The organism is Falsiroseomonas sp. (assembly GCF_051859025.1).
Classification (GTDB): Bacteria; Pseudomonadota; Alphaproteobacteria; order Acetobacterales; family Acetobacteraceae; genus Falsiroseomonas.
The window spans coordinates 1-24,712 of record NZ_JBHYGL010000017.1; the positions used below are offsets into that span (position 1 = coordinate 1).

Below are 24,712 nucleotides of genomic sequence, written 5' to 3' on the forward strand. Positions count from 1 at the left end.
CTAGTCTGCCGTAGCTCCGGAGGTCCGCACAACCGGGGCCCATGCCGCAACCTCGGAGGCGACGAAGGCGCCGAATTGCGCCGTCGTCATGTCGCCCGGCGTGCCGCCCAGTTCCGCGAAGCGCTGGCGCGATTCGGGGGTGGCGATCACCGCCATCGTCTCCCGGTGCAGGCGTTCCACGATCGGCGCTGGCATCCCGGCCGGGCCGGACAGCGCGAACCAGGATGTGCTGACCAGGTCGAAACCCTGTTCGCGGAAGGTCGGCACATCGGGGAAGGCGGGGTGCCGTTCCGCGCTGCTCATCGCGATCGCGCGCACGCTGCCCTGGCGGACATGGCCCGCGGCGGAGGGAAGGCTGTCCGACATCATCGGCACCTGGCCCGCGATCACCGCCGTCATCGCCGGGCCGGCGCCGCGGAAGGGCACGTGGGTGTGGTCGATCCCTGCCATCTCGCTGAACCGGACCAGCAGGAGGTGGTTCGACGAACCGGCGCCGGAGGACGCCATGTCGAGCCCGCCGCGGCGCGTCTTCGCGATGCGGACGAGGTCGGCGAGGTTGCCGATCTCGCTTCGCGGGTTCACCACCCAGACGGAGGGGTTGGTGATGACCATGGCGATGTGGGTGAAGGACCGGACCGCGTCGTAGCGTACCCGGCTGCCGTAGAGGGCGGGGCTGATCGCGTGGCTCGCGATGTTGCTCATCACCAGGGTCTGGCCGTCCGGTGCCGCGTCAGCGACCACCTGGCTGCCTGTCGTCGCACCCGCGCCGGGGCGGTTCTCGACCACGACAGGAACGCCCAGTCGCTGGGCCAGCCCATCGGCCACCAGCCGGGCGCTGAGGTCCGTGCTGCCGCCGGGCGCGAAGGGCACCACGAGGCGGATGGAGCCTGACGGCCATGTCTGGGCGCGCACCAATGATGGCGCGGCTACCGCGGCAGCGGTTCCGGCGATCAACGCGCGGCGATGGATGAGCCCCGGCATTCGGCCTCCTTGGACGTTGGCAGGCGTATGGCACGCAGTTTCCGGCACTCGCAAGCCGGCGCTTCTTGCCATGACCACTTCTTCACCTACCATGGCGCCAGTAAATTGCGCGGAGTCAACGCCCATGCTCATCAACGATCCCGGGCGACGCATCCGGGAAGCCGTTTCGGCCATGGAGCCCTCCCTGGTCGCGATCCGCCGCGACCTGCACGCGCATCCCGAACTCGCCTTCGAGGAAACACGCACCGCGGGTGTCGTGGCTGCTGAACTCGCGCGGCTGGCGATACCGCATCGCGCGGGGCTCGGCCGCACCGGCGTCGTCGGTGTGATCGAAGGCGGGCGGCCAGGCCCGACGCTCGCCATCCGCGCGGACATGGACGCCCTGCCGATCCATGAGGATACGGGCCTGCCCTACGCCAGCACCGTCGCCGGCAAGATGCATGCCTGCGGCCACGACATCCACACCACCACGCTGCTCGGCGTCGCTGCCGTGCTGCGCGACATGGCGCCGCAACTCGCCGGCCGCGTGCTGCTGGTGTTCCAGCCGGCGGAGGAGATTCTTGAAGGCGCCGCCGCAATGATCGCCGATGGCGCGGCGGAGGGGATCGACCTCGCGCTCGGCTTCCACAACCATCCCGACATGAAGGTCGGCACCTTCGGCTTCGCGCGCGGCGCCTGCCTCGCGGCCTCCGACCGCTTCGACCTGATCGTGCGCGGCAAGTCGGGCCATGCGGCGCATCCCTATGCCGCCGTCGATCCCATCGTCGCCGCCGCGAATTTCGTCGCGCAGGTGCAGACGGTGGTGAGCCGGGAGGTGAAGCCGCTGCATCCCGCCGTGGTCACGATCGCGCAGTTCACCGGCGGCACCACCTACAACATCATTCCCGAACGCGTGCACCTCCGCGGCACCGTGCGGACGCTGCACGAGGCGGCGCGCGAAACGGCGGAGGTCGCGATCCGCCGCCTGGTGGCGGGGCTGGAGACGGGAATGCGCGTGGCCTGCACGCTCGACTACCAGCGCAAGGTGCCGCCGCTGGTCAATGACGATCGCGTGCTGGAACCCACCATGGCCGCCGTGCGCGCGCAGTTCGGCGAGGTGGTGGAGGAAGGCGAGGCCTCCATGGGCAGCGAGGACTTTGCCGAGTTCGCGGCGCGCGCGCCGTCCTTCCAATTGCGCATCGGCAGCGGTGCGGAGGGGCGCGACGACCGACTGCACAACGACAAGTACCAGCCTGATGAACGCTGCATCGGCCTTGGCGTGCAGGCGCTGAGCCGTGCCGCGCTGGACCTGCTGTCTTGAAGGTCTGCGTCTTCGGTGCCGGCGCCATCGGCGGGCATCTGGCGGCGCGGCTGGCGCGCGGTGGCGCGGAGGTTTCGGTGATTGCGCGCGGCGCGCACCTCGCCGCCATGCAGGCCAATGGCCTGACCGTTCATGCCCATGACGGCACGCATGTCGTGCCCGTGCGCGCGAGTGCGGATCCTGCCGAACTCGGCCCGCAGGATGCCGTGGTGGTCACGGTGAAGGCGCCGGCGCTGCCCGCCGTCGCGGCGGGCATCGGCCCGCTGCTGGGGCCGGATACGCCCGTGGCCTTCGTGATGAACGGCATTCCCTGGTGGTACTTCCTGGCCGGCGACGTCCCCATGGCGGGGCTGCGTCTGCCGGAGATCGATCCCGACGGTGTGCTGGAACGCAGCATCGGCATCCGCCGCACCATCGGCGGCGTGGTCTATTCCGCGACGGAGGTCATCGCACCTGGCGTGGTGCGATCCGAACACGGCAATATCCGCGTCATCCTGGGCGAACCCGATGGCAGCGTCAGCGACCGAGCGAAGGCGCTGTCCGGGGTGCTGGAAGCCGGCGGCATGCCATCGCCCGTCACGCCCGACATCCGTGCGGCGGTCTGGGCGAAGCTGCTCGGCAACCTGTCCTCCGGCCCCATCTGCGCGCTGACGCGCCGTGGCGTGCGGGACAGCCTGGCGGATCCGGAACTGCGCGCCATGGCGCGGACGGTGGCGGAGGAAGGGCGCGGCATCGCGGCCTCCCTCGGCATCGCCATTCCCGACGACGTGATCGATCGCGTCGCGGCCAGCAACATGCAGCACAAGCCGTCCATCCTGCAGGACCTTGAACTGGGCCGGCCGATGGAAATCGATGCGCTGTTCGGCCTGCCGCTGAAACTGGCGGGCCTCACGGGGGCGAGCGTGCCCAACCTGTCGCTGCTGGTGGCGCTGGTGAAGCAGGCGGCGCGCGGCGAGGGCCTTTATCCGCCGATCGGGTAGCGATTCAGCGCGGCATTTCCACCTGCCCCAGCACCCAGCCTTCCCAGCTGCGGATCCAGGGGTCGTCGGGCACATGGTCGGGCTGCCGCCCATCCAGCACGGCGATCATCGCCAGCAGGCCGAGCACGCAATCCATCCGGTCCTCCCCGGCCGCATCGGCGCCGAAGCCGGCCTGCATCATCGCCACCAGCGCCGGGGAGGGCTCCACCCGCAGGCGGGCCATGGCGGCGGCGAGTGGCGCGGCCAGGGCGCGGCGGGGGGCTTCGGCCCGCTTGCTGCCGGGCATCACCAGGCCAAGCTGCCGCAGCGCCTCCGCCGGATAGACCTCCGCCAACACGGCGCGGCCTGGGGCGAGCAGCGCGTGCAGCGCCCCATCGAAGGGCCACAGCGCGATGGGGGCGCGGTTGGCCAGGGCAGGGGCCAGCCAGTCCCGCCAGGCGCTGATGGCGGCCTTGCCGGATTGGTTGGCGCCCAGCGTCCAGAATACCGGCGCGCCGGCCGGGCGCAGCGCGGTCGCGCGGTCGCACCAGCGGGAGAGGCCCTGCGCGGAGCCCAGGCCGATGGCGGCCGCATGGGCGGCGCGTGTCATGCCCTTCACGCCGCGGGCGGGGTAGAAGGGGCGGGCGGCGCTCACCGTTTCCAGCGTCGGGCTGACCGTGAAGAAATCCGGCATCGCGGTGAGACCCGCGAGGAACTGGCGGAAGCCCGACTCGGGGCGCTGCGCCGCCCATTCGCGCGGCACGCCGAGGGGAAGGTCGAGTCCCAGCGCGACCGGCACGCCTTCCGCCAGCAGGGTCGGAAGCAGCGATGCGGTATCGCCCACCAGGCGCGGTGCCTCCGCCTGCCAGCCGCTATCGCCGCGCCGGGCGAGGGCGATCCAGCGCTTGGCGGGGCTGATGCTCCAATCCGCATGGGCGGCGATCACGGCTTTCGCTTCCAATGGCTGCGCCCGGTCATGCCATAGTGGCATCGAGGCCGGGAGAGGATGTCCGATGTCGAGCACCAGCGGGGTTCAGCCCCTTCGCGGCGAGGATTCCCAGCCGCTCCGCGGCGAGGATTCCCAGCCGCTCCGCGGCGAGGATTCCCAGCCGCTCCGCGGCCAGGATTCGGTTCACCCTGACGGCCAGTATTCCGCGCTCGCAAAACTGTTCCACTGGGTCACGGTGCCGCTGATGGGGCTGGCGCTGGCTTCCGGCCTGGTCATCCGCTTCATCAAGGATGATCCGAAGATGGCCTTCTACGCGCTGCATGAAAGCATCGGCCTGCTGATCCTGGGGCTGGCGGTGGCGCGGCTGGCCTGGCGGGGCATCAGCCGCCCGCCCGCGCTGCCGGACCACCTGCCGGCTTCCATGCGCGCCGCCGCGGCCGGCGTGCATCACGCGCTTTACGCGGCGCTGATCCTGCAGCCCCTGCTCGGCTTCTTCACCACCAATGCCTATGGTTTTCCGCAGCAGGGCGCCACGGCCTTCCTGGGCTTCATCGACCTGCCGAAATTCATGGAACCCTGGGCAACCCTGGCGACCGTGCTGCACTGGGGGCACAGCATCATCGGCTGGCTGTTCCTGCCCCTGCTGGCCGCCCATATCGGCGGCGCCATCTTCCACCATGCCATCCGCAAGGACGGCACGCTGATGCGGATGTTGTAAGGCGGGAACTACTTCTTGAGCGGCTGATGGGCCTTGTCGAGCAGGCGGCCGAACCAGCCCTTGGGCGCGGGCGGCTTCTCGGCCTCCGCCACCTTCGCGGCTTCGGCTGCTTCCAGCTTCGCGCGGCGGTCCTTCTCGGCCAGCCACTTCTCGAGTGTCATGCCGGCCTTCGCGGCGCGCTTCGCCTCATAGGCGCGCTGGCCTTCGGTCAGTTCCTGCGGCTTCGCCATGGGCTGGGGCACTCCCTTTCGCGTGAGTGAATGGCGTGGCGCGGCCGGCTTCGCAAGGGCCCGGCGGGTGGGTGCGCATCACGGCTTGCCTGCGGCGCCCGACGGGCCGAGGGTGCGGCCCCATGGATCCACGCGTGAAGGCCGGCATTTGGGTTTCGATGGCATTGCGCCTGTCCGACATCGCCGGACGGTCGGGCGCAGTGCTGCGCAAGGGGGACCCGGATTCGGGTGGCATCCTCTGCGTGCTGCGGGGCAGGGAGGGGATCATCGTCCTGTCCCAGGTGCGGGACGCGGAAGGCCGTCCCGCCTGGCTGCGCGGCACCGGGCCGGCGCCGGTCGATGACCAGGCGGCCGATGCCTATGTGGAGCGCCAGGTGAAGCGGGACCCGGATCTCTGGGTGGTGGAGTTCGACGCCCCGGACCTGAAGACACCCTTCGAGGCGACGATCCTGTAGAGGCCCCGCCCCCGCCTGCGCGGGGGAGGGGCCTGCCGGTTCAGGCCGCGGCTTGGCGGCGGAGCTGGCTGGTCAGGTTGCCGATCGCGCCCTTCAGCGCCTCGCCCTGGCGGGCGACCTCGGTGCTGGCGCGCTTCACTTCCTGCAGCGCCGTGACCGCGTCCCGAGCCGCATCACCCACGCCGGCGATGCCGCCGGAGACAGTTCGCGTGCCGACCGCCGCGTCATTCGCCGCGCGGGCAATCTCCCGCGTCGCCGCGCCCTGTTCCTCGACCGCGGAAGCGATGGCGGTGGCGGTGGTGCTGGCCTTGTCCACCGCTTCCCCGATGCCGCGGATGGCGTCCACTGCCGCGCGGGTCGTGGCCTGGATGTCGGCGATCTGGCGGTTCACCTCCTCCGTCGCGCGGGCGGTCTGGGCGGCAAGGGTCTTCACCTCCCCGGCCACCACGGCGAAGCCCTTGCCGGCCTCGCCGGCACGCGCGGCCTCGATGGTCGCGTTGAGGGCCAGCAGGTTGGTCTGGCCGGCGATGTCGCCGATCAGGCGCGTCACCTCCCCGATCTTGCGCGCGCCGTCAGCCAGCGCGGCCACGGTCTGGTCCGTCGCACGGGCGCGGTCGGCGGCTTCGCCGGTCGCGGCGGCTGAGGAAGCGACCTGGCGGGCGATCTCCGACACGGTGGCGGAAAGCTCTTCCGCCGCCGCGGCCACGGTCTGCACCGAATTGCTGGCCTGCTGCGCGCCGGAAGCGGCGCCGGCGGTCTGTTCCTGCGTATGGATCGCCGTCTGCCCGACCGTGGTGGCGGAGGCATCGAGCTGCGTCGCCGCGGCGCCGAGCGTGGCGGCGACGGCGCCGAGGGAGCTTTCGATCTGCTCCGCGAGTTGCAGCGTCGTGGCGCGGCGTTCACGGCTCGCGGCTTCGCGCGCCTCGGCGGCTTCCGCTTCCAGTTCGCGGGCACGGATGGAGTTCTGCTTGAGCGCCTCGACCGCCAGGGCCATGCCGCCGAGTTCGTCGCCACGCTCGGTGCCCGGCACGGGCTGGTCCAGCTTGCCATCGGCGATTCGAGCGAGGGAGGCGGTCAGCGCAGCGAGCGGACGGATCACCGTCAGCAAGATCATCAGCCCCGCCAGCAGCAGCGTGACCGGCACGCCGATGCCGACGGAGAAAAGGGCCGTGTGCCCGATCCCGTCCAGCACGCGGTCCGCTTCCTCGTATTGCGTCTGGGACTGGGCGGCGGCGCGTTCCTCGATCTGGCGAAGCAGGGTCCGGGCCTCGCCAACGCTTCGCGCCGCGTCGAGCGCCAGTCGCCCGGCCTCATCCAGGCTGCCGGTGCGCGAAAGGTCGCGGATCCGGTTGGCGATCGGTTCGTAGATGTCCAGCATGCCGCGCAACGTACGCAGATCGGCCTGGCCTTGGGTGGACGCGCTGCGGGCCACCTCATCCAGCCTCTCGCCCAGCATGGCGCGTTCACGCTCCATCGTCCGTTCGAAGGTCTCGCGGCGTTCGGCGGGCAGGTCGATCGGCAGGAATTCCACGGCGCGGGCGTAGGACAGTAGGTTGCTGGTGGCGCGCCCGGCGGCGAAGACGCGTTCGGTGGCGACGCGGTTCGCGATGGACCGCGCCTCGATGTCCTTCGATGCGCTGTAGGCGTTCCAGCCCAGCAGCGCGGCCACCGCCCCCACCAGCGCGATGGCAGCCAGAAGCTTGGGCAGAAGACGGATGCGGTTCAGTTGCGTGAGCACGGGTGGACCTCGGCGTTCATCGTCAACCGGGACGAGTTGTCCCAGGACTGCGTTTCTTTTGCCGAGGCGCGTGTTGACGCTGTCTTACTCCGTGGGATTTGTGGATGATTGTCCACGCCAAGCGAAAAATTTGTCCAGATCACCACCGGGCATGCGGGCGCCCAGCGCATCCAGGTCGCCCTGCATCAGCCGTGTCGCCGCTTCTGTCACGGCGCGCCAGGCGATGGCCGCCAGGGCGCCGCCGATGCTGACACGACGCACACCGAGCGCCGCGAGATCGGCCATGGAGAGCCCGATCGGGCGATGGACAAGGACATTGACGGGGCAGGGCCCCGCGACGCGCACCACCGATTCGATCTGTGACGCGGTCGTCAGCCCGGGCACATAGATCACATCCGCCCCCGCATCGCGGTAGGCGGTGATGCGGAGGAGCGATTCGAGCAGCGGGTCCGGATGACCGGTGAGGAAACACTCCGCCCGGCCCACCAGCATGACATCGGCGCCTGATGCGTCGATGGCATCCCGCGCCACGCGCAGCCGCGCAACCGACTCGGTGAGCGGGAAGAGCGGCCGGGCCGGATCGCCGGTCGCATCCTCCACCGACAATCCCGCGACGCCGGTCGCGACGCAGCGCGTTACGGCTTCGGCCACCTTGGCCGCGCCCTCCCCGAAGCCATGGCCGAAATCCGCGTTCACCGGCAGGTCGGTGGCGGCCACGATCTCCGCGATGGCTGCCAGCGTGGCATCGAGGTCGAGAGCCCCGTCCGCCAGGCCGCGCGCCCAGGCGGCGCCGCTGCTGGTCGTGGCCAGCGCCTTGAAGCCCTGGCCCGCCAGGTAGCGGGCGCTGCCGGCATCCCAGGGGTTGGGCAGCAGGAAGCAGCCTTCCGCGTGCAGCGCCCGGAAGGCGGCGCGCCGCTCTGCGAAGGGGTCCATCATTCCGTGCCGAAGCAGCGGTCCCCGGCATCGCCAAGGCCGGGGACGATGAAGCCGCGATGGTCCAGCTTCTCATCCAGCGCCGCCGTGAAGATCGGCACGTCCGGATGCGCGGCCGCGAGTTTCGCGACCCCTTCCGGCGCGGCCACGACGCAGACGAAGCGCAGATGCGGCGCGCCCGCTTCCTTCACCCGCTGCACCGCCGCGATGGCACTGCCGCCGGTGGCCAGCATGGGGTCGAACAGGATGGCGCCGCGCGTCTTCACCTCCGGCGGCATGCGCAGCATGTACTGGCTCGGCTTCAGCGTGTGTTCGTCCCGCACCAGGCCGACATGGCCGACAGGGGCTTCCGGCAGAACCTGCATGCCCCCTTCCATCAGGCCGAGCCCGGCGCGCAGCACCGCGACCAGCACGGGCTCCGGTGCCTCCAGCATGCGGTGGTCCATTTCCGTCAGCGGGGTCGTCACCTTCGCCATCACGGTCGGCAGGCCGCGCGTGGCCTCCATGGTCAGCAGCGCGCCGATTTCGGCCAGCAGCCGGCGAAAGCGGGCGGAGGGGGTGGCGGCATCGCGCAGCGCGGCCAGGCGATGGGCGAGCAGCGCGTGATCGACGATGTGGAGTTGCGGGACCATCTCGGGCTTCCAGGCAAAAGGGGTGGCGTCATGCAGGTGGCGAAGGTCAGCGGGGCGTGACCTCGACCACCGTGAGGTCGGCGGAAACGCGCTGGGCCGCGGCGCGGGCGGCGGCGATGGCAGCACGCAGCGCGGTGGCGAAATCCTGCACCGGTTCGATGATGGGACGCGGCGTGGCGAAAAGCGGTGCCTCCGACGCCACGGCCAGCACCAGGTCGGTGCCGAAGGGCGGCTCCGCCATCCAGCCCGGGAAATTCGGGCGCGGGGTGCCGAGGCGAAGCCGCAGCCCGGCCTGCTGCCGGCCCAGCGTCTCCAGCGTCACCGCCTTGTTGTCGGAGGACAGGTAGACCAGCGTGACATGCGCCGCCCAGTCCGGCAGCGCCACGTCGAAGAGCAGCGGATCGCCTTCCCGCACCGGATTGCCATTGCCGAGGCCGATGCGCATGGCCGCGGCGCCGGCGGAGGGCTCCACCGGCCGCAGCGCTTCCAGCACCGGGCAATAGGGGCCGTCGAATTCCGCGACGGCCAGGCGCGGCGTGGCGCCCGGCAGCGCGGCGCGGAGCCGGGCCTGGCTGCCACGCGGCCCGATGCCGGCCACCAGGCTGCCGCCCTGCAATTCCGCGACGCGCCCGCAGGCGAGCCCGCGGATCGCTTCCTGCGTGTTGCGTGCCGGCGTCGGTGCCGCGGCGCGCGTGCCGGCGGGCCCGGCTTCCAGGCGCAGCTCGATCCGCCGGTTGCGGGCAAAGGCGTCGGGCGTATCGCGGTCATCCAGCGGCTGGGTGTCGCCGAAGGCGGCGGCGGCCAGGCGGTTGGCGGGCAGGCCTTCCTGCATCAGCAATTGCGCGACCGCGATGGACCGCGCGGCGGAGAGTTCCCAGTTGCTGGCGAAGCGGCCACCGCCGCGCACCGGGCTGCGATCCGCATGGCCATCGACGCGCAGCACCCAGGCGAGGTCCGGCGGGAACTGCCCGGCCAGGTCGATCAGCACGCGGGCAAGGTCGCGGATCTGCGCCTGGCCACCCGGCGACAACTCCGCGCCGCCGACGGGGAACAGCACTTCCGACTGGAAGACGAAGCGGTCACCGACGATGCGGACTTCCGGCCGGTCGCCGAGCACGCGGCGGAGACGGCCGAAGAAGTCGGAGCGATACTGCTGCAACTCCTCGACCCGAGCGGCCAGCGCCGCGTTCAGCCGCGCGCCCAGGTTGACGATCTGCGCGTCCTTGTCCCGGCCTGCATTCTCCTCCGCTTCCAGCGTCGCGGCGACGCGGGCGAGTTCGGCGCGCAGCGCCTCCAGCTGGCGCGTCAGCAGCGCGACCTGGGTGCGGGCGCTTTCGGACAGGCGGGCATATTCGGCGGCCTGCCCATCGGCGGCGGTGCGGGAGCGTTCGGCATCCTGCACGCGGCGGCTGGCCTCCGTCGCGAGGAGCGTGGCGGCGGCCCGCGCCCGATCGGCATCCTGGGCGGCGCGCTGCGATTCCTGGGCCACGCGTTCGGCCGCGGCGCTGCGTGCTTCCGCGACGCCGGCGCCCTGCCGCGCCTCCCCGGCCAGGCGTTCGGCGGCGGCGGTGCGGGCGGCCGCTTCGGCAGCTGCGCGATGGGCGGCGCTGGCGCGCGCCGCGGCTTCGGCAGCCTCCCTCTCAGCAGTCGTGGCGCGGCCGGTGACGTTGGCGAGCAGGCGCTGAGCCTCCCCCAGTGCCGCTTCCGCCGTGCCGCGCAGCCTTTCCTCATCGCCGGCGCGTGCCATGGCCGCCGCCGCCTGGCGTTCCATCTGGTCCCGCAGGGCTTCCAGGCCGCGGATCTGGTCGGTCAGCCGGGCGATGTCGGACAGCCGCGCCTCGATCGTCGCGCGATCGGCGCGGACGGTGCGGTCCAGCGCGGCCGCTTCCTCCCGCAAGGTCGCGATATCCCGCTGCGCGGCGGCCAGAGACGCGCGGGCGGCGGCGAGGTCGCGGGCCAGCGCCTCGGCTTCCCGGCGGCGGGCTTCCAGCGATTCCGTCGCGGTGTCGCGCGCCTGGCGCGTGGCGGCCAGGTCGCGCGCCAGCGCCTGGCCCTGGTCGCGCGCCTGCGCCAATTCGCGTTCGCGCTGCGTGCGCTGGTCCCGTTCGGCGGTCAGGTTGCCCGACAGCGCCGTGATCTCGTTCCGCGCCATGGCGAGGTCACGCTGCGTCGCTTCCCGCGTCGTGCGTTCCTGGGCGAGGTCGCGCTGCGTCGCCTCCCGCGTGCCACGTTCCTGCGCCAGGTCGCGCGCAAGGGCGGTGGATTGGTCGCGCGCCGCCGCCAGGTCCCGGCGCACGGCCTCCAGCGCCGCACGCTCCGCCGCCAGCAGGCGCTGCGCGTCGGTCAGGGTGCGGACGGTGGCCGCGGCATCGCCGCCCGCGGCCTCGGCCCGCGCCAGCGCCTCCGCCAGACGCCCTTCGAGTTCCGCGATGCGCGCGGCACCGCCACCGGCGGCGAGTTCCAGATCCGCGATGCGGGCAGACAGGCGATCGCGTTCCGCCCGTGTCGCTTCGCGTTCCGCCGCCAGGCGGTCCCGTTCCTCCCGCAGCACGGAGAAGTTGCGGGCCAGCGCCTCCCGCGCCGCGCTGCTCGCGCGCAGTTCCTCCGCGGTGCGGGAGAGCCCGGTGCGCAGTTCCTCCGCCTGCCCGCGTTCCAGCGCCAGCAATTCGGAGAGTTCGCTGACTTGCCGGTTCAGCCGTTCCAGCGCCCGGTCGCGCGACGACAGCGCGACGGAAAGGAAGCCCTGCGCCAGCACGAAGACGAGCAGGACGAAGATGATGACCATGAGCAGCGTGGACAGCGCGTCCACATAGCCCGGCCATGCCTCCAGCCCGCCACCGCCCTTGCGCCTGCGCCGGAGTGCCATCAGCGCGGGGGTTCTTCGGCGAGGGCGGCAATGGTGCGCGCCAGGACCTTGATCTCGTTCCGGATCTCGCTCGTCGCCTGCATGCGGCCCTGGGTCATCTCCTCCAGGATCCGGGCCAGGTAGAGTTCCTGGTTGCGGATATGGCCGCGGCTTGCCTCATCCAGCGCGCCATTCGCGGTGGCTTCGGCCATGCGGGCGAGCGTGGGCGCCAGCGTCGCCTGGCTTTCCGCCATGCGGGACATCAGCACCTGCGCCGCGCGCATCTGGTCGGCCAGGATCGAAAGCCGCTCCGTCAGCGTCATCAGCGCCTGGTTCGACTGCACGCGTCCTTCCTCGCCACGGGCGATGGCGCGGTGCAGTTCCTCCATGTTCTCGGCGCTTTGTTCCAGCAGCGCCTGGACATAGGCGGGCATGGAGCCTTCGCCGTCGCCGCCCAGCGAACCGCTGGACAGCCGCGTGGAGGAGGCCAGCCAATCCTCCAGCTCCACATAGAAGCGGCTTTGCGCCTGGCCGGCCTGCAGGTCGAGGAAGCCCAGCACCAGCGCGCCGGCCAGCCCGAGCATGGATGAGGAGAAGGCGATCGACATGCCGCGAAGCGGCTCCGCCAGCCCCTGCTTCAGCTGGTTGAACAGCTGGTTGATGTCGCCGGAGCCGACCGACATGTTGGTGATGACGTCGGAGACGGAGCCGATCGTCAGCAGCAGGCCCCAGAAGGTGCCGAGCAGGCCGAGGAAGATCAGCAGCCCCGTCCCGTAGCGCGAAAGTTCCCGGCTCTCATCCAGGCGGGATTCGATGCCGTCCAGCACGCTGCGCATGGCCTGGGCGGACAGCGTCAGCCGTTCCGACCGGCGCTGCGCGAACATGCTGGCCATGGGCGCCAGCAGCCGCGGCGCGCGGTCCGGCGTGCCGGCCGTGGCGGGGTTCCTGAACCCCTCCAGCCATTCCACTTCCCGCGTCAGGGACAGCACCTGGCGGATGTTCCAGCCGATGCCCAGCATCAGCACCGCGGCGATGACGCTGTTCAGCAGGATGTTGGCGGCGAAGGCGTGGGCGAGTTCGCCCGACAGCAGCACGACCAGCACGGCGACGGCGCCGAGGAAGCCGAGCATGCGCCAGAGGAAGGTGGTCGGGCTGGTCATGCGGATCAGCTTCTCCCGGGTCGGCGTTCGCCGGCGCGGACCGCGCCGGGGGGCAGGATATCGGCAGCGTCCAGCGCGGCATTGGTGCGGCCGAGGGCACGGACATCGATCCGCGTCTCCTCCAGCCCGCCCGCCACCAGCGCATCCCGCACCGCCGTCGCGCGGGCCAGGCTGACGCGTCGCGCGGCGGAAGCATCGGCCACCGGGCCGCTGGCATGGCCTTCGATGGTGATGCGGCCGGAACCCTGGGCGTGGGCGGCGGCCAGCCGCCGGCCGATTTCCGCCAGCGTCGGTGCCATGCCCGCCTGCAGGCCCGACTGGCCGACGAGGAAGGCAACGCGGTAGGCCCCATCCCGCAGCGGCGACATGCCGGCCGGCAGGGCCAGCGGTGGGGGCGGCGCCGCGCGATGCTGCGCGCGCGCCGGCAGCGCGGGCAGGAGCGGGGCCGTGAGGGCGGCCAGAAGGACGCGGCGCGTGAGCATCCCAGCACCCTAGATGAAGTTCCGGCCCGGCGGAATCACCAGACCGGAATTGACGCCCCTGTCAGCGCTCCGCGCTGCGGTGGCTACCGCTCCGCGATACTGGCGCGGGCGGCCTGGGCGGCGGCGATACCCTCCGCCACCACTTCCCGCAGCTTCGGGTGCAGCGCCTGGTTGCCGACGACGACGTCGCCCGTCTCATAATGCTGGTCGCCGCCGCTGGGGTCGCTCACGAAGCCGCCGGCTTCCTTCACGATCACCAGCCCCGCCGCGATGTCCCACTTGTTGAGGCCGAGTTCCCAGAACCCGTCGTAGCGGCCGGCAGCGACCCAGGCGAGGTCGAGCGCCGCGGCACCGAAGCGCCGTACCCCCGCGACCTGCGGCATCAGGCGGCCGAGCGTCGCGCTGAATTCCGCCTTGCGCTGCACCTTGGCGAAGGGGATGCCCGTGGCGAAGACGGCGGAAACCATGTCCCGCCGCGCCGACACGCGCAGCCGCTTGTCGTTCAGGTAGGCGCCCATGCCCTTCTCGGCCCAGAAGAGCTCATTCCCCGCGGGGTTGTAGATGCAGCCGCCGACGAGTTCGGTCTGGTCCGGGCCGAGCCGCTTCTCGATGCCCACCGAGATCGCCCAATGCGGGATGCCGTGCAGGAAGTTGGTGGTGCCGTCGAGTGGATCGACCACCCAGCGCCATTCCCAATCGCCCTCGGCCTGGCCGCCTTCCTCGCCGAGGAATGCCCAGCCGGGGCGGGCGCGGGACAGTTCCTCCCGCAGCGTCTGCTCGGCGCGGAAATCGGCCTGGCTGACGAAATCGCCCGGGCCCTTCGACGTCACCTGGAGGTTCTCGACCTCTCCGAAATCGCGCAGCAGCCGGCGGGCGGCTTTCTGGACGGCGCCGACGACGACGGACATGGCGGGGGAGAGGCGAGGGGATACGGCCATGGGGCGGGCGGGGTCCGGATGAAGGGGTGGAAAGAGCGGAACGGCCCGCCCCCTGTGCGAGGGGCGGGCCGGGCAGGCGGTTCGGGTGCCCTGGCTTGCGGCCAGGGCGGGGCGTCAGCCCTTGGCGCGCTCGTAGTAGGACCCGTCCTCGGTCTTCACCACGATCCGCTCGCCGACCGTGATGAAGGGGGGGACCATGGTCTTGATGCCGTTGGAGAGCACGGCCGGCTTGTAGGAGGAAGCGGCGGTCTGGCCCTTCACGACGGGGTCAGCCTCCACGACTTCCAGCACCACCTGTTCCGGCAGGTCCATGGAGACGGGCTCGCCTTCGATCAGGCGGACGTTCACCGTCATGTTCTCGACAAGGAAGGGCAGGCGATCGCCGAGGATCTCCTTCGGCACCTGGGTCTGTTCGTAGGACTCAGGGTCCATGAGGACCAGCATCTCGCCTTCCGCGTAGGAGAAGGTGAATTCCTTGTCCTCGGTCGTCAGGCGTTCGACAGTATCCGCGGTGCGCCAGCGCTGGTCCTTCTTGGCGCCGGAGCGGATGTTGCGCATGTCCACCTGGATGACGGCCGCGCCCTTGCCCGGGATCATGATGTTCTGCTTGAGGATGGTGTAGCGCTGGCCTTCGAATTCGATGACCATGCCGGCACGCATCTGGTTGGCCTGCATCTTCGCCATGGCGGTCTGCGTCCTGGATCAGCGGGTGTGGTGTGTGACGGGGCGGATACAACGTGGGGGAGGTGAGGGCAAGCGGCGGGGCTTGGCGTCTCGCTGCCCGCGGTCGTAGGTCAGACGTCCCAGATCGCCGTGACGACCGTCAGTCGGAGCAGGGCGAAGCCGAACGCGATCACCGCACATGCCGCGCTCCCCCAAGCCTGTATCCGGTGGTCCAGCGCGAGTTCCCGTTCGCAATGGACCAGCCCCCCGGAAGCCTGGGCGTAGTCATCGGCCAGACAGGTGGCCATGAAGTCTGTGGCTGGAGCCATGGCTTCGTGGACAGCGCCGCCGGCCAGGGCAGCGCACAGCAGCGAGCCGGCGATGATGACGACGAACCGGCGCGTCGCGAAGCCCCAGCGGCCAGGCGGCGGCCATGCCTCCCGAGGTCATTCCCGAAGCGGCCTTAGCAACCCAGCACGCCCACATGGCCTGCGGCCCCGTAGGCCAGGATCAGTCGGTCCCGCGTGATGACGGTCAGGCCCTGATCGCGGGCGGTGGCGATGATGAGGCGGTCGCCCGGGTCGCCATGCAGGTCGCCCGGCAGCCATGAGGCATCGACGGCGATGCCCGGCGTCAGCGGCGCTTCCTTGATGCCGGGGGCCGACATCAGCCGGGCAAACCAGGTCTTCGGGTCCGGCGTGAAGACCATCGGTGCACGCTGGCCGCGCGGCCGGCTCAGCAGTCCGATCTCCCAGGCCGAAACGGGCGAGACGTGGATGCCTGGCCCTTCGCCGGCACGCTGGATGGCCGCAAGGGCGGCGGGCGCCATGGGGGCGCCATCCGCCAACCAGATCACCGCGCAGGTATCGAGCAGCACGCCGCCGGCCGTCATCGATAGGTCAGCCCCTCGGCGGCGCCGAATTCTTCCTCCGCCACCGGCGCTGTCAGGTCCAGCCCGGGCGGGATGGTGACGCTGCCGCGCATGAACCCGTGGAGCCCGGCCACCGCGGCCGGTTGCGCCATCGGCGCGGTGACCACGGCTACCACCTTGCCGCGCTTCGTCACCTCGACGCGCTCCCACTCCCCGGCATTCAGCCGGTCCAGCAGGTCGAGGCAGGTGGCCTTGAACTCGGTCGCGCTGATGAGTTTGGCGGTCGGCACCGGGGACCTCCTATGGTCATTTCAGATGACCATATGGAGCCCCGCGCAACAGGCGCAACACATTCCCCCACCCACCCGCTGCTAGCCTGCCCGCGCCGCCCATCCGCCTGGCGCCGGAGGTCCCGCCCCCATGACCTACTACTCCCCCGCCGCCTATGCTGGCCTCTATCACGCCATCCCCATCATCGATCAGTGCCTCGGCATCTCCGTCACGCTCGACATCCAGCGCTACGTCAACGGATGGACGCCGGAGAACCAGACCGAATACTACGTCCTGCTCTCCAAGCTCGCCGGGAAGCTCAAGCTGAAATCGCCAGCCGCCGTGCGGGCGCAGTCGCAGCCCTTCTTCATTAAGGGGCATGATTCGCTGATCAACCCGGCGGAGGAGTGGTACGACGCCTCCCTCTCCCGCGCCTATGCCTGCCGCGCCTCGCCGGAGGAGATCGCGGATGCGGTGCGGCTCGCGCATTTCTGCGGCATGACCAACGGCAATCCCAAGGCCTATGGGGAGAAGTGGTTCGGGCTGGACTGCAACACCTTCGTCGGCAACTGGCTCGGCATTTCCCCGTCCTCCGCCATCTTCGCCTATGCCATGGGCTACGGGAAAGGCGACAAGCTGCCGGGCGCCACGCCCGACGTCTACGCCACCCGCAACCGCCTGCCTTTGGCGCTGGTGACGGACGCCGCGAAGGTCACGGAAGGCACCGTCGCCTGCACCTTCGGGGAGAAGGATTCCCGCGGCTTCCGCTGGCGCCACATCGCGCTGGTGGAGAAATGCGAGCTGGTGCAGGGCTCGACCTACAACCTCTGGCTCGCGGAATGGGGCACCAAGGGGAATATCGAGAAGCACCGCACATCGCCCGCCAAGCCGAAGCAGGTGGAAATCACGTCAGGGAAATTCTGCGCGGAGATGCCGACGAAGGAGGTCCTGGCCTTCGATGGCACGGACCCCGGCGGCAAGGCCGCCAAGCGCATCTTCTTCGATGGCAGCAGCCTGGATGATCTGCCGCATCGCGGCTGGCATGTCGGCGGGATGTACGGCGTCTGAGGGCGGGATAACCCCCAACCTCACCCGCAAGCCCGGGGGAAGGAGTTAACCCACCTCCCACACCGGCCCGAGCGGCACCTTGCCCGCGCCGCCTGGCCGTTCCTGCACATAATTCGGCCAGGCGAGCCCGGTGACGCGGTGGCGCAGTTGGCGGAGCAGCGCGCGGCCTTCCTCCGCCGGTACCTCGAACCGCGCCGTCCCGGGGGCGTGGTCCAACTGGTGAAGGTAGTAGGGCTTCACGCGGTGCCGCAGCATGGTGCGGAACAGATCCTCCAGCGCTTGCGCGCTGTCATTCACCCCGCGCAGCAGCACGGATTGGCCCAGCAGCACCACGCCGGCTTGCGTCAGCCTTCGCAGCGCCGTCGCGGCCTCCACCGAAAACTCCCGCGCATGGTTGGCATGGACGCAGAGGAACAGCGCCTTCTCCGTCCCCATCGCCGCGGCCAGAGCCTCCGTCACGCGGCCCGGATCGGCGACGGGCACGCGGGTGTGGATGCGCAGCACCTCGATATGCGGGATCGCGGCCAGGCGGGACAGGATGGCGCCGAGGCGCCGCGGCGACAGCATCAGGGGATCGCCGCCGGTCAGGATCGCCTCCCGCACCGCGGGCGTGCGTTCGAACCAGGAAAGCGCGCCCTCCAGTTCCGCTTCCGTCAGCAGCCCGCCATCGGGGCCGACGACCTCTCGCCGGAAGCAGAAGCGGCAATAGACGGGGCAGGCGAGGAGGGGCTTCAGCAGCGCCCGGTCGGGGTAGCGATGCACCACGCCGGGGACGGGGGTGAAGGCTTCGTCGGCCGTGGGGTCCAGCAATTCATGCGGCGCCGTCACCAGTTCCTCGGCGCGGGGGATGTATTGCGCGGCGATGGGGTCGGCGGGGTCGGCGGCGTCGATCAGCCGGGCCATGGCCGGCGTGACGGCGATGGAATAGCGGGCCTGCACGGCCTCCAGCGCCGGCACGGCGGCGGCGGGCACCAGGCCGGCATCGGCCAGGCCGGCGGCGTCGCGCAGCGTGCGGGTGTGGTTTGGGGCAGGGGCTTCGGGCATGATCCGGCCCTCCTAAACCGCAATGCGGGGCGCGCGTCCATGGCCGAGACCGTCAGTCATCCCCAGGGGCACCCCCAGGGGCACCCATGGAACCGCCTGACCGCCCGGCTTCCCTTCCTCAGGCGCCGCGCGCGCCTGACGGCCGATGTGCGCGCCTTCTTCGCCGCTCGCGGCTACATGGAGGCCGAGACCCCCTGCCTGGTGCCGGTGCCGGGGATGGAGGTTCATCTGCGCGCCTTCGCCAGCGCCTATGAACCGCATCTCGGTGTCGGCGCGCGGGTACCGCTGTGGCTGCGCACCTCCCCGGAACTCGCCCTGAAGCGGCTGCTGGTGGGGGGTTCGGGCAAGGTCTTCGAACTCGCGCGGGTGTGGCGGAACGGGGAAGCGAGCCCGCGCCACGCGCCGGAATTCACCATGCTGGAGTGGTATGCGCCGGGGCAGGGGATGGCCGGGCTGATGGCGGAGACGGAGCTGCTGCTGCGCTCCGTCGCCCCCCGCCATGTCGCCCATGGGGACGCGACCTGCGACCTCGCGCTTCCCTTCGAACGCCTGACCATGGCGGAGGCCTTCAGCCGCCACTGCCGAGGCATGGACATCCTCGGCACCATCGATCCCGCGACCGGGGAGGGCGATGCGGGCAAGCTCCGCGCCAACGCCGCCCGCGCCGGGCTCGCGGTGCCGGAGACCGACAGCTGGGAGGATGGGTTCTTCCGGCTGATGCTGGACCAGGTGGAGCCGCATCTCGGCCGCGGCCGCGCGACTTTCCTCACCCATTGGCCCGCGCCCCAGGCGGCGCTGGCCCGGCGCGACCCGCGGGATGGCCGCGTGGCGCTGCGGTTCGAACTGTTCGTGGCGGGCCTCGAACTCGCCAATGCCTTCGACGAGTTGACCGACCCGGTGGAGCAGCGCGCGCGCTTCGAACGTGATGTGGCGGAGCGGCGGCGGGAGAGCGGCGAGGAAGGCTGGGGCGTGGATGAGGATTTCCTCGCGGCGCTGGAGCAGGGGATGCCGGAGGGTGCGGGCATCGCGCTCGGCTTCGATCGCCTGGCGATGCTGGTGAGCGGCGCGCGGGACATCGAGGACGTGCTGTGGCTGCCCGCCGTGCCACGCGATGCGCCCCTGGCGCTACCGGCGCCGGTGAAGCTGCTGGAAGGGCCGGGGTAGCGCTTTCAGCCCGCCAGCCCGTCCCACAGCAGCTTGAGGCCCGTCGCCACCAGCAGGATGTGGCACCACCAGTAGAGCCGCTTCTGGTCCAGCCTCTGGTGCAGCGTCCAGCCGCCCCAGACACCCAGCCAGACGAAGGGCAGGCAGGCCGCCATCAGCAGCCAGGTGCCGGGCGTCGGCGGCGCCGCCATCAGCCAGGGGCCGACCTTCAGCAGATTGGCGACGGTGAAGTAGATGCTGGTGGTGCCGGCATAGACGGCCTTGGGCAGTTGCAGGGGCAGCAGGTACATCGCGAGCGGCGGTCCGCCGGAATGCGCCAGCATGGTCGTGATGCCGGAAGCCGTGCCCGCCAGAACCCCCCGCCTGGCGCTGCGCGGCCGGGGCGCGACCGGCGCCTGCCCGGCCCGCTGACTCGCAAAATACTTCGGGGCGAAGGCCAGCGTCACCACCGCCATCGCCAGCGCCACCCCATCACGCGGCAGCAGCGCCACGATCGCCGTGCCGATGACGACGCCCACCGCCAGGCCCGGCAGCAGCACGGCCAGATCCGGCTTCGACCAGGTGCCCGGCTTCCAGTAGCGGAAGGCCGCGACATCCATCGCGAGGAAGAGGGGGGCCAGCATCGCGCCGGCCTCCACCGGGTCCATCGCCAGGGCCAGCAGCGGGATGCCCAGCAGCGCGAAGCCGCCCCCGAAGGCGCCCTTCAGCCCCGCGATCAGCGTGGTGGCGATGGGCGCGAGCAGCCAGGCGAGCCAGAGGTGATCCATCGGCCGCCAGCGTCCCGCGGCCCTGCGCGTCACGCAAGCCGGGCGATGATGTCGGCGTCGCGTTCAACCGGCCAGGCGTAGAAGGTGAAGATGTAGGGGTCGGATGCCGCAAACACCGCGGGATCGGGGGACGCCACCTGCATCGTCGCGGCATCGAAGCCCGCGATCGGATGGAAGCGGCCTTCGTGGTGGTAGCGAACGGCGTAGCCCAGTCCCGCCAGCAGCGCCGGCACGTCCCGCGTGCTGCCGGGGCGGTGGCGCTCCTCCACCTCCAGGCTCAGCACGGGGCGGCAGCGGCGCAGCGTCTCCGCCCCGCCGCGCAGTACCTCCTCCTCGAACCCCTCGGCATCGACCTTCACATGGGCCAGGTCCTGCAGGCCGAGGCTGTCGATGGTCACGACCTCCACGTGATGCCGCTGCACGGTGATGGAGGCGAAGCCGGCATAGTCCTTGGCCGCACTCGCCCATTGCTCCTGCACCACGCCATCCAGCACGGGGACGGAGAGCGTCAGGTTGCCTGGCGCCGCGCCCAGCGCACGGGGATGCAGCGCGACATTCGGCGGGATCGTTCCCCCATGCGCCGCCCGCATCGCGGCATCGAGGCGCGCGAAGGCGCTGGGCAGCGGCTCGAACGCCAGCAGGCGGCTGGCGGGGAGGTAGGAGAGCGGGATGGCCAGCAGGCCATCATGCGCGCCGACATCCAGGATGGTGCCGGCCGTGTGCAGGCGGGTGTGAAAAGCCAGTTCGTCCATGTCGTCGCCCGCCCCGAGATGCCCGCCCGCATGTGGGGCGGGCATCGCACCGCGTCAGGTCAACGCGGCGCAATCTCCGAAATGCGGAGCTGGGCGGGCACGCGGCTGCCGCGATCGTAATGGCCGATCCAGATGTCGTACTGGCCGGATTGCGGGTTGCGGAAGACCAGGCCCGCATTGGTGCTGCCGGCATGGTCGTCGTTGCAGGCCCACTGCCCGTTGGGCAGGTTCACCACGATAGTCACATCCGCGCGCGACACGGCGGAGAGATACAGCGGCAGCCCCTGGCCCGCGCGGTAGTTCAGCCGCACATCCGGCGCATCCGCGATCGACCCCACGCATTGCGACCCGCCGAGGCGTTCCGCCGGCAGGTTCCCGCCCGCCGTCACCGCCACCACCGTCGGGTCCGGCGCGAAATTGGCGCTGAGGTTCAGCGTGCCGAAGGATGGCGGCCGGTTGAAGTTCTGCGCCAGCACGGGCGCGGCGGTGACAAGGGCTGCCGCGGCAACGGCGGCCAGGGTGCGACGCTTCATGGTGTTCCTCCTCCGGCGCCTTCCTGCGCCTGCATGGCCGGCACCCTCCATCACGGGGCGCAAGCCGGACGCCATCGCCCGCCCGGCGCCCCATGAGGCCGGTGCGCCAGCCTAGGCCGCTGCCTTGCGGTCGCGAACCGTTGCGACATCGCCTTGAGGCGGGAAAATGCGCCCGCCGTGCTCTTTTTGGCCCCGCTCTGCATCCAGGGCGGTGCCGGCCCCGTAGCGGAGGGGGGAAGCGAATCGCCCCGTCGCAACCAGGGGTAGCCCATGCCACGATCAGCCTTCTTGACCACCCTGGTGCTCGCGCTTTCCACCACCCAAGCCCAGGCCCAGGCCCAGCCCCCTGGTGACTTCGCCGCCTGGCCGCCGCTGGAACGGCGGTTCGAGAGCACGGGCGGCGGCGGATGGATGATCGAGGATTACGACCCCGTGCGCATCGGCTCGGAATGCCGCACGCTGTTCACCGCGGAGTCGCCGACCGGCGACCGGATCCAGAACGTGGTCGTCTTCGATGTCGTGCCGCTGGCGGGCGGCGGCGTGCTCTGCACCAATGGCCGCTGGCGTGGCCGTGACGGCAGCGGGCAGGGGACGACGCCGCTGCGGGTCTTCATCGGCGCGGATGGCGCCCGCTTCCGCTCCCCGTGACGGCTACAGGTATAGCCACCCTCGCGTGACGGACACGACGCCGCCGCCGACCGAAACGCGGATCGCCCCGGCCTCGCGCCAGGCCTCCACGGCCAGCAGGCTCGGGCGCCCCATCTCGATCCCCTGTTCCACGGTGATCGAAAGGCGATCCGTGCCGGCGCGGTCCAGCAGCCAGCCGCCCAGCGCGACATTGGCGGACCCCGTCGCCGGGTCCTCCACCAGGCCGCCCAGAGGGGCGAACATGCGCGTCCGCAGCCGGAGTTCGTCCCCATCCCCGCCCTGCCGGCAGAACAGGTGGAGGCCCACCGCGCTGCTGGCCGGCAGGTGGCGGCGGAAGGCGGCGGTATCCGGCGTGGCGGCGGCCAGCGTGGCTTCGTCCGCCACCTCCGCCAGCGCGAAGGGCGTGCCGCAGGATGCGATCACCGCGTCCCCGACGATGGCGGGCACCCCGGCGCAGGTGGCGATCCCCGCGGCATCCAGCACCGCCCCCGCCGCGAAGGGCTGGGGCGCGGTGATGGTGGCGGCGACGGTGTGGTCCGTCTCATCCCGCGTCAGGATGGCGCTGACGCGCCCTGCCTTCTGGTCCAGTTCCAGCCGATCCCCCGCGATACCGAGGTAGCGCGCGATCAGGACGGCGGCGCCGACATTCGGGTGGCCCGCGAAGGGAAGTTCCATCGCGGGGGTGAAGATGCGGATGCGGGCGGTGGCCGTCGCGGCATCGGCCGCTTCCACGAAGACGGTTTCGCTGAGGTTGAATTCGCGGGCGATCGCCTGCATCGCGGCGCTGTCGAGCGCGGCCGCATCCCGCACCACGGCAAGCGGGTTGCCGCCGAAGCGCTGGCTGGTGAAGACATCGCAGGTTTCATAGGGCAGGCGCATGGGCGGGTCCTTTCGGTATCCGTGCCCCTGGGCATGCGCGGGCGCGGCGCGGCGGGCAAGGGGGGCATGCAGGGGCGCGGTGCCGGCCGGCGCCGCGTGACCGCCTGGCCGGCCCATGGCAGGCTGTGCGGATGGGCAATGATTTCCTTCGCCGCGTCACCGGCAGCGGCCTGCGGCGCATGGCGGCCGCCATCCTGCTGGCGGCGCTGGCGGCCATGGCGGCCGGCCTGCCGGCGCTGACGCTGGTGGCGATGCTGCAGGGCCAGGCGACGCTGCCCGCGACCCTGCCCGGGACCCTGGCCGAGTGGCGGGAGGCGTTGGACCTCTGGCTGGACATGCTGCCGCTGTTGCCCTTCGCCATGCTGTTCACGGTGATCGGCGGGCTGCCGCTGCATCTCGCCCTGGCTGCTCTCCGCCGCCAGGGTTTTCTCGAATATGCGCTGGCCGGGGCGCTGGGCGGGGGGCTGCTGCTGAACGTTGTGCTCAATGCGTCCGGCGGACTCGGGTTGCGGCCCTTCCTGCAAGGGGCGGCGACCGGTGTGGTGGCGGGGCTCGTGTTCCGGGCGGTGTGGCGCCCGATTCCGTCAGGCTGAGGCGCCCTCAGGCTTGGGCAATCGCCGCGTTCATCGCCCGCACCCCGGCGGCAGGGCCTTCCGGGTGGTTCCAGACGGCGCCGACCACGGCCAGGAAATTCGCCCCGGCCCGGACCAGCGGCGCGCAGTTCGCCGCCGTGATTCCGCCGATGGCGACCGACGGCAATTCGAACATCTCGCTCCACCATTCCAGGATCTCGGGCTCCGCGTGGTGCTGCGCATCCTTGGTGGTGGTGGGGAAGAAGGCGCCGAAGGCGACGTAGTCCGCGCCCTTCTCCCCGGCCTCCATCGCCAGGTGGCGGGAGGCATGGCAGGTGACGCCGATGGTCGCCTCCGCCCCCAGCAGCTTGCGGGCGGCGAGGGGGTCGCCATCCCCCTGGCCCAGATGCACGCCATCGCAGCCCGCGCGCTTCGCCAGATCCATCCGGTCATTCATCAGCACGGCGACGCCCGCGGCCTGGGCGATGGGCAGGATCGCGGCGGCGGCGCGCAGGATCGCCTCATCCGCCACATCCTTCAGCCGGATCTGCAAGGCCGCGACATCCCCGGCATCCAGCGCGCGCGCCAGGCCGTCCGCGAAGCCGGGCAGGTCCGGCAGGGCAGGGGGGGTGATGAGGTAGAGGCGGCAATCGCGGTCGGGGGCGTCGGGCATGGCAGGGATGTCGCGCGCCCGGCCGGGATTGGGAAGGGGGTCAGGCGCCGCCGAGCCAGCGGTAGAGGTCGCCCGGACGGGGCTCGGCCTCCGCCCCCGCCCGCCTGGCGCGCCACCACAGCCACAGCGCAGGCGTCACCAGCAACTCCATGCCCAGTGCCAGCAGGTGCGGCAGTGGCGGGCGGACATGCCCCAGCACGCCCGCCAGCCGCGCCAGGCCACCGAGCGCCACGATCAGCACCAGGATGGTGAAGACACCGCCGCGCCGCTTCATATCCGCCGCGCACCACCAGGCCAGGATGCCGAAGCCCATCAGCAGGCCCGAGAGGTAGCGCATGTGGCTGTCCGTCGCCGGGCCCGCCGCTTCGCCCAGGAAGCCCGCGCCACTCACCACCCCGGCGGCGCCGGCGGTCAGGGGCACAAGGGCGGCGATGCGGATGGCGAGGGGCAGCATGAACGCGATACGCACCAGGCCCGGCTTTGGATGC

29 protein-coding genes are annotated in these 24,712 nt (G+C 71.3%); 8 read left to right on the forward strand and 21 right to left on the reverse strand.

The window, feature by feature from the left end:
- Nucleotides 1-981: a Bug family tripartite tricarboxylate transporter substrate binding protein gene (locus ACTIE5_RS16360; protein WP_439550770.1), complete on the reverse strand. Its 981-nt coding sequence runs from the start codon at nt 979-981 to the stop codon at nt 1-3.
- 124 nt (nt 982-1,105) lie between these two features.
- Here ACTIE5_RS16360 and ACTIE5_RS16365 point away from each other — a divergent pair, with 124 nt between their 5' ends.
- Entirely contained in the window at nt 1,106-2,281 is a 1,176-nt protein-coding gene (locus ACTIE5_RS16365; protein WP_439550771.1) for a M20 metallopeptidase family protein, read from the forward strand.
- Nucleotides 2,278-3,261, forward strand: a complete 984-nt coding sequence (locus ACTIE5_RS16370) for a ketopantoate reductase family protein (RefSeq protein ID WP_439550772.1) — start codon at nt 2,278-2,280, stop codon at nt 3,259-3,261. Before ACTIE5_RS16365 ends, ACTIE5_RS16370 begins: the two co-directional genes overlap by 4 nt.
- A 4-nt stretch (nt 3,262-3,265) precedes the next feature.
- On the opposite strand, the gene ACTIE5_RS16375 is transcribed toward ACTIE5_RS16370, so the two are convergent.
- On the reverse strand, nt 3,266-4,186 hold the full coding sequence (locus ACTIE5_RS16375) for a hypothetical protein (RefSeq protein WP_439550773.1): 921 nt from the start codon (nt 4,184-4,186) through the stop codon (nt 3,266-3,268).
- A gap of 67 nt (nt 4,187-4,253) precedes the next feature.
- Between ACTIE5_RS16375 and ACTIE5_RS16380 the strand changes: the two genes are divergently transcribed.
- Nucleotides 4,254-4,907, forward strand: coding sequence for a cytochrome b (locus tag ACTIE5_RS16380; RefSeq protein ID WP_439550774.1), 654 nt, complete (start codon nt 4,254-4,256; stop codon nt 4,905-4,907).
- A gap of 8 nt (nt 4,908-4,915) precedes the next feature.
- On the opposite strand, the gene ACTIE5_RS16385 is transcribed toward ACTIE5_RS16380, so the two are convergent.
- Complete coding sequence (locus tag ACTIE5_RS16385; protein ID WP_092958167.1) at nt 4,916-5,137, reverse strand: hypothetical protein; 222 nt, start codon at nt 5,135-5,137, stop codon at nt 4,916-4,918.
- A gap of 122 nt (nt 5,138-5,259) precedes the next feature.
- On the opposite strand from ACTIE5_RS16385, the gene ACTIE5_RS16390 reads away from it, so the two are divergent.
- Nucleotides 5,260-5,592, forward strand: a complete 333-nt coding sequence (locus tag ACTIE5_RS16390; RefSeq protein ID WP_439550775.1) for a DUF1491 family protein — start codon at nt 5,260-5,262, stop codon at nt 5,590-5,592.
- A 40-nt stretch (nt 5,593-5,632) separates the two neighbouring features.
- Here ACTIE5_RS16390 and ACTIE5_RS16395 read toward each other — a convergent pair whose 3' ends face one another.
- The 11 genes from ACTIE5_RS16395 to ACTIE5_RS16445 form a co-directional block, all read right to left on the reverse strand.
- A complete protein-coding gene (locus tag ACTIE5_RS16395; protein ID WP_439550776.1) occupies nt 5,633-7,330 on the reverse strand; it encodes a methyl-accepting chemotaxis protein in 1,698 nt (565 codons plus the stop codon).
- 84 nt (nt 7,331-7,414) lie between these two features.
- Nucleotides 7,415-8,263 (reverse strand): isocitrate lyase/PEP mutase family protein, encoded by an 849-nt coding sequence (locus tag ACTIE5_RS16400; RefSeq protein WP_439550777.1) that lies wholly within the window; start codon nt 8,261-8,263, stop codon nt 7,415-7,417.
- On the reverse strand, nt 8,263-8,895 hold the full coding sequence (gene upp / locus ACTIE5_RS16405) for a uracil phosphoribosyltransferase (protein ID WP_439550778.1): 633 nt from the start codon (nt 8,893-8,895) through the stop codon (nt 8,263-8,265). Before upp ends, ACTIE5_RS16400 begins: the two co-directional genes overlap by 1 nt.
- Before the next feature lie 46 nt (nt 8,896-8,941).
- Complete coding sequence (locus ACTIE5_RS16410) at nt 8,942-11,761, reverse strand: peptidoglycan -binding protein (protein WP_439550779.1); 2,820 nt, start codon at nt 11,759-11,761, stop codon at nt 8,942-8,944.
- Nucleotides 11,761-12,900, reverse strand: coding sequence for a flagellar motor protein MotA (locus ACTIE5_RS16415; RefSeq protein WP_439550780.1), 1,140 nt, complete (start codon nt 12,898-12,900; stop codon nt 11,761-11,763). The genes ACTIE5_RS16410 and ACTIE5_RS16415 overlap by 1 nt, the downstream gene beginning before the upstream one ends.
- Before the next feature lie 5 nt (nt 12,901-12,905).
- Nucleotides 12,906-13,382, reverse strand: a complete 477-nt coding sequence (locus ACTIE5_RS16420; RefSeq protein ID WP_439550781.1) for an OmpA family protein — start codon at nt 13,380-13,382, stop codon at nt 12,906-12,908.
- Nucleotides 13,383-13,465: 83 nt separating this feature from the next.
- Nucleotides 13,466-14,320, reverse strand: coding sequence for an inositol monophosphatase family protein (locus ACTIE5_RS16425; protein WP_439550782.1), 855 nt, complete (start codon nt 14,318-14,320; stop codon nt 13,466-13,468).
- A gap of 114 nt (nt 14,321-14,434) precedes the next feature.
- Nucleotides 14,435-15,004 (reverse strand): elongation factor P, encoded by a 570-nt coding sequence (gene efp, locus ACTIE5_RS16430; RefSeq protein WP_439550783.1) that lies wholly within the window; start codon nt 15,002-15,004, stop codon nt 14,435-14,437.
- 110 nt (nt 15,005-15,114) lie between these two features.
- Complete coding sequence (locus ACTIE5_RS16435; protein ID WP_439550784.1) at nt 15,115-15,291, reverse strand: hypothetical protein; 177 nt, start codon at nt 15,289-15,291, stop codon at nt 15,115-15,117.
- 155 nt (nt 15,292-15,446) lie between these two features.
- Nucleotides 15,447-15,875, reverse strand: coding sequence for a type II toxin-antitoxin system VapC family toxin (locus ACTIE5_RS16440; RefSeq protein ID WP_439550785.1), 429 nt, complete (start codon nt 15,873-15,875; stop codon nt 15,447-15,449).
- Nucleotides 15,872-16,144, reverse strand: a complete 273-nt coding sequence (locus tag ACTIE5_RS16445) for a type II toxin-antitoxin system Phd/YefM family antitoxin (protein WP_439550786.1) — start codon at nt 16,142-16,144, stop codon at nt 15,872-15,874. Before ACTIE5_RS16445 ends, ACTIE5_RS16440 begins: the two co-directional genes overlap by 4 nt.
- Nucleotides 16,145-16,274: 130 nt before the next feature.
- On the opposite strand from ACTIE5_RS16445, the gene ACTIE5_RS16450 reads away from it, so the two are divergent.
- Nucleotides 16,275-17,192, forward strand: coding sequence for a hypothetical protein (locus ACTIE5_RS16450; RefSeq protein WP_439550787.1), 918 nt, complete (start codon nt 16,275-16,277; stop codon nt 17,190-17,192).
- A 45-nt stretch (nt 17,193-17,237) separates the two neighbouring features.
- On the opposite strand, the gene ACTIE5_RS16455 is transcribed toward ACTIE5_RS16450, so the two are convergent.
- The gene (locus ACTIE5_RS16455) at nt 17,238-18,236 is read right to left on the reverse strand and encodes a lysine-2,3-aminomutase-like protein (protein ID WP_439550788.1); all 999 of its coding nucleotides are present in this window, start codon (nt 18,234-18,236) and stop codon (nt 17,238-17,240) included.
- Nucleotides 18,237-18,275: 39 nt separating this feature from the next.
- Here ACTIE5_RS16455 and epmA point away from each other — a divergent pair, with 39 nt between their 5' ends.
- Nucleotides 18,276-19,400 (forward strand): EF-P lysine aminoacylase EpmA, encoded by a 1,125-nt coding sequence (gene epmA / locus ACTIE5_RS16460; protein WP_439550789.1) that lies wholly within the window; start codon nt 18,276-18,278, stop codon nt 19,398-19,400.
- Between the two features lie 5 nt (nt 19,401-19,405).
- Here the strand turns inward: epmA and ACTIE5_RS16465 are convergent, their stop codons facing one another.
- The 3 genes from ACTIE5_RS16465 to ACTIE5_RS16475 are packed head-to-tail and all read right to left on the reverse strand — an operon-like array spanning nt 19,406 to nt 21,452.
- Nucleotides 19,406-20,167, reverse strand: a complete 762-nt coding sequence (locus tag ACTIE5_RS16465) for a sulfite exporter TauE/SafE family protein (protein ID WP_439550790.1) — start codon at nt 20,165-20,167, stop codon at nt 19,406-19,408.
- Between the two features lie 29 nt (nt 20,168-20,196).
- The gene (locus tag ACTIE5_RS16470; RefSeq protein WP_439550791.1) at nt 20,197-20,964 is read right to left on the reverse strand and encodes an FkbM family methyltransferase; all 768 of its coding nucleotides are present in this window, start codon (nt 20,962-20,964) and stop codon (nt 20,197-20,199) included.
- A gap of 14 nt (nt 20,965-20,978) precedes the next feature.
- Entirely contained in the window at nt 20,979-21,452 is a 474-nt protein-coding gene (locus ACTIE5_RS16475) for a hypothetical protein (protein WP_439550792.1), read from the reverse strand.
- 288 nt (nt 21,453-21,740) lie between these two features.
- Between ACTIE5_RS16475 and ACTIE5_RS16480 the strand changes: the two genes are divergently transcribed.
- A complete protein-coding gene (locus tag ACTIE5_RS16480; protein ID WP_439550793.1) occupies nt 21,741-22,100 on the forward strand; it encodes a hypothetical protein in 360 nt (119 codons plus the stop codon).
- Nucleotides 22,101-22,103: 3 nt separating this feature from the next.
- Here ACTIE5_RS16480 and ACTIE5_RS16485 read toward each other — a convergent pair whose 3' ends face one another.
- A complete protein-coding gene (locus ACTIE5_RS16485; RefSeq protein ID WP_439550794.1) occupies nt 22,104-22,979 on the reverse strand; it encodes a PhzF family phenazine biosynthesis protein in 876 nt (291 codons plus the stop codon).
- Between the two features lie 131 nt (nt 22,980-23,110).
- Here ACTIE5_RS16485 and ACTIE5_RS16490 point away from each other — a divergent pair, with 131 nt between their 5' ends.
- Nucleotides 23,111-23,572, forward strand: a complete 462-nt coding sequence (locus ACTIE5_RS16490) for a hypothetical protein (RefSeq protein WP_439550795.1) — start codon at nt 23,111-23,113, stop codon at nt 23,570-23,572.
- A 7-nt stretch (nt 23,573-23,579) separates the two neighbouring features.
- Here ACTIE5_RS16490 and thiE read toward each other — a convergent pair whose 3' ends face one another.
- Together thiE and ACTIE5_RS16500 are read right to left on the reverse strand one after the other, a co-directional pair.
- On the reverse strand, nt 23,580-24,224 hold the full coding sequence (thiE, locus tag ACTIE5_RS16495) for a thiamine phosphate synthase (protein WP_439550796.1): 645 nt from the start codon (nt 24,222-24,224) through the stop codon (nt 23,580-23,582).
- Between the two features lie 40 nt (nt 24,225-24,264).
- The gene (locus ACTIE5_RS16500) at nt 24,265-24,693 is read right to left on the reverse strand and encodes a DUF4345 domain-containing protein (protein ID WP_439550797.1); all 429 of its coding nucleotides are present in this window, start codon (nt 24,691-24,693) and stop codon (nt 24,265-24,267) included.
- Nucleotides 24,694-24,712: the final 19 nt, after the last annotated feature.

Bases quoted from the DNA above. Each gene is read 5' to 3' on its own strand.
- ACTIE5_RS16360 (WP_439550770.1), bottom strand. From the start codon at position 981: ATGCCGGGGCTCATCCATCGCCGCGCGTTGATCGCCGGAACCGCTGCC.
- ACTIE5_RS16365 (WP_439550771.1), top strand. From the start codon at position 1,106: ATGCTCATCAACGATCCCGGGCGACGCATCCGGGAAGCCGTTTCGGCC.
- ACTIE5_RS16380 (WP_439550774.1), top strand. From the start codon at position 4,254: ATGTCGAGCACCAGCGGGGTTCAGCCCCTTCGCGGCGAGGATTCCCAG.
- ACTIE5_RS16385 (WP_092958167.1), bottom strand. From the start codon at position 5,137: ATGGCGAAGCCGCAGGAACTGACCGAAGGCCAGCGCGCCTATGAGGCG.
- ACTIE5_RS16390 (WP_439550775.1), top strand. From the start codon at position 5,260: ATGGATCCACGCGTGAAGGCCGGCATTTGGGTTTCGATGGCATTGCGC.
- ACTIE5_RS16400 (WP_439550777.1), bottom strand. From the start codon at position 8,263: ATGGACCCCTTCGCAGAGCGGCGCGCCGCCTTCCGGGCGCTGCACGCG.
- upp (WP_439550778.1), bottom strand. From the start codon at position 8,895: ATGGTCCCGCAACTCCACATCGTCGATCACGCGCTGCTCGCCCATCGC.
- ACTIE5_RS16410 (WP_439550779.1), bottom strand. From the start codon at position 11,761: ATGGCACTCCGGCGCAGGCGCAAGGGCGGTGGCGGGCTGGAGGCATGG.
- ACTIE5_RS16415 (WP_439550780.1), bottom strand. From the start codon at position 12,900: ATGACCAGCCCGACCACCTTCCTCTGGCGCATGCTCGGCTTCCTCGGC.
- ACTIE5_RS16420 (WP_439550781.1), bottom strand. From the start codon at position 13,382: ATGCTCACGCGCCGCGTCCTTCTGGCCGCCCTCACGGCCCCGCTCCTG.
- ACTIE5_RS16425 (WP_439550782.1), bottom strand. From the start codon at position 14,320: ATGGCCGTATCCCCTCGCCTCTCCCCCGCCATGTCCGTCGTCGTCGGC.
- efp (WP_439550783.1), bottom strand. From the start codon at position 15,004: ATGGCGAAGATGCAGGCCAACCAGATGCGTGCCGGCATGGTCATCGAA.
- ACTIE5_RS16435 (WP_439550784.1), bottom strand. From the start codon at position 15,291: ATGGCCACCTGTCTGGCCGATGACTACGCCCAGGCTTCCGGGGGGCTG.
- ACTIE5_RS16440 (WP_439550785.1), bottom strand. From the start codon at position 15,875: ATGACGGCCGGCGGCGTGCTGCTCGATACCTGCGCGGTGATCTGGTTG.
- ACTIE5_RS16450 (WP_439550787.1), top strand. From the start codon at position 16,275: ATGACCTACTACTCCCCCGCCGCCTATGCTGGCCTCTATCACGCCATC.
- ACTIE5_RS16455 (WP_439550788.1), bottom strand. From the start codon at position 18,236: ATGCCCGAAGCCCCTGCCCCAAACCACACCCGCACGCTGCGCGACGCC.
- epmA (WP_439550789.1), top strand. From the start codon at position 18,276: ATGGCCGAGACCGTCAGTCATCCCCAGGGGCACCCCCAGGGGCACCCA.
- ACTIE5_RS16465 (WP_439550790.1), bottom strand. From the start codon at position 20,167: ATGGATCACCTCTGGCTCGCCTGGCTGCTCGCGCCCATCGCCACCACG.
- ACTIE5_RS16470 (WP_439550791.1), bottom strand. From the start codon at position 20,964: ATGCCCGCCCCACATGCGGGCGGGCATCTCGGGGCGGGCGACGACATG.
- ACTIE5_RS16475 (WP_439550792.1), bottom strand. From the start codon at position 21,452: ATGAAGCGTCGCACCCTGGCCGCCGTTGCCGCGGCAGCCCTTGTCACC.
- ACTIE5_RS16485 (WP_439550794.1), bottom strand. From the start codon at position 22,979: ATGCGCCTGCCCTATGAAACCTGCGATGTCTTCACCAGCCAGCGCTTC.
- ACTIE5_RS16490 (WP_439550795.1), top strand. From the start codon at position 23,111: ATGGGCAATGATTTCCTTCGCCGCGTCACCGGCAGCGGCCTGCGGCGC.
- thiE (WP_439550796.1), bottom strand. From the start codon at position 24,224: ATGCCCGACGCCCCCGACCGCGATTGCCGCCTCTACCTCATCACCCCC.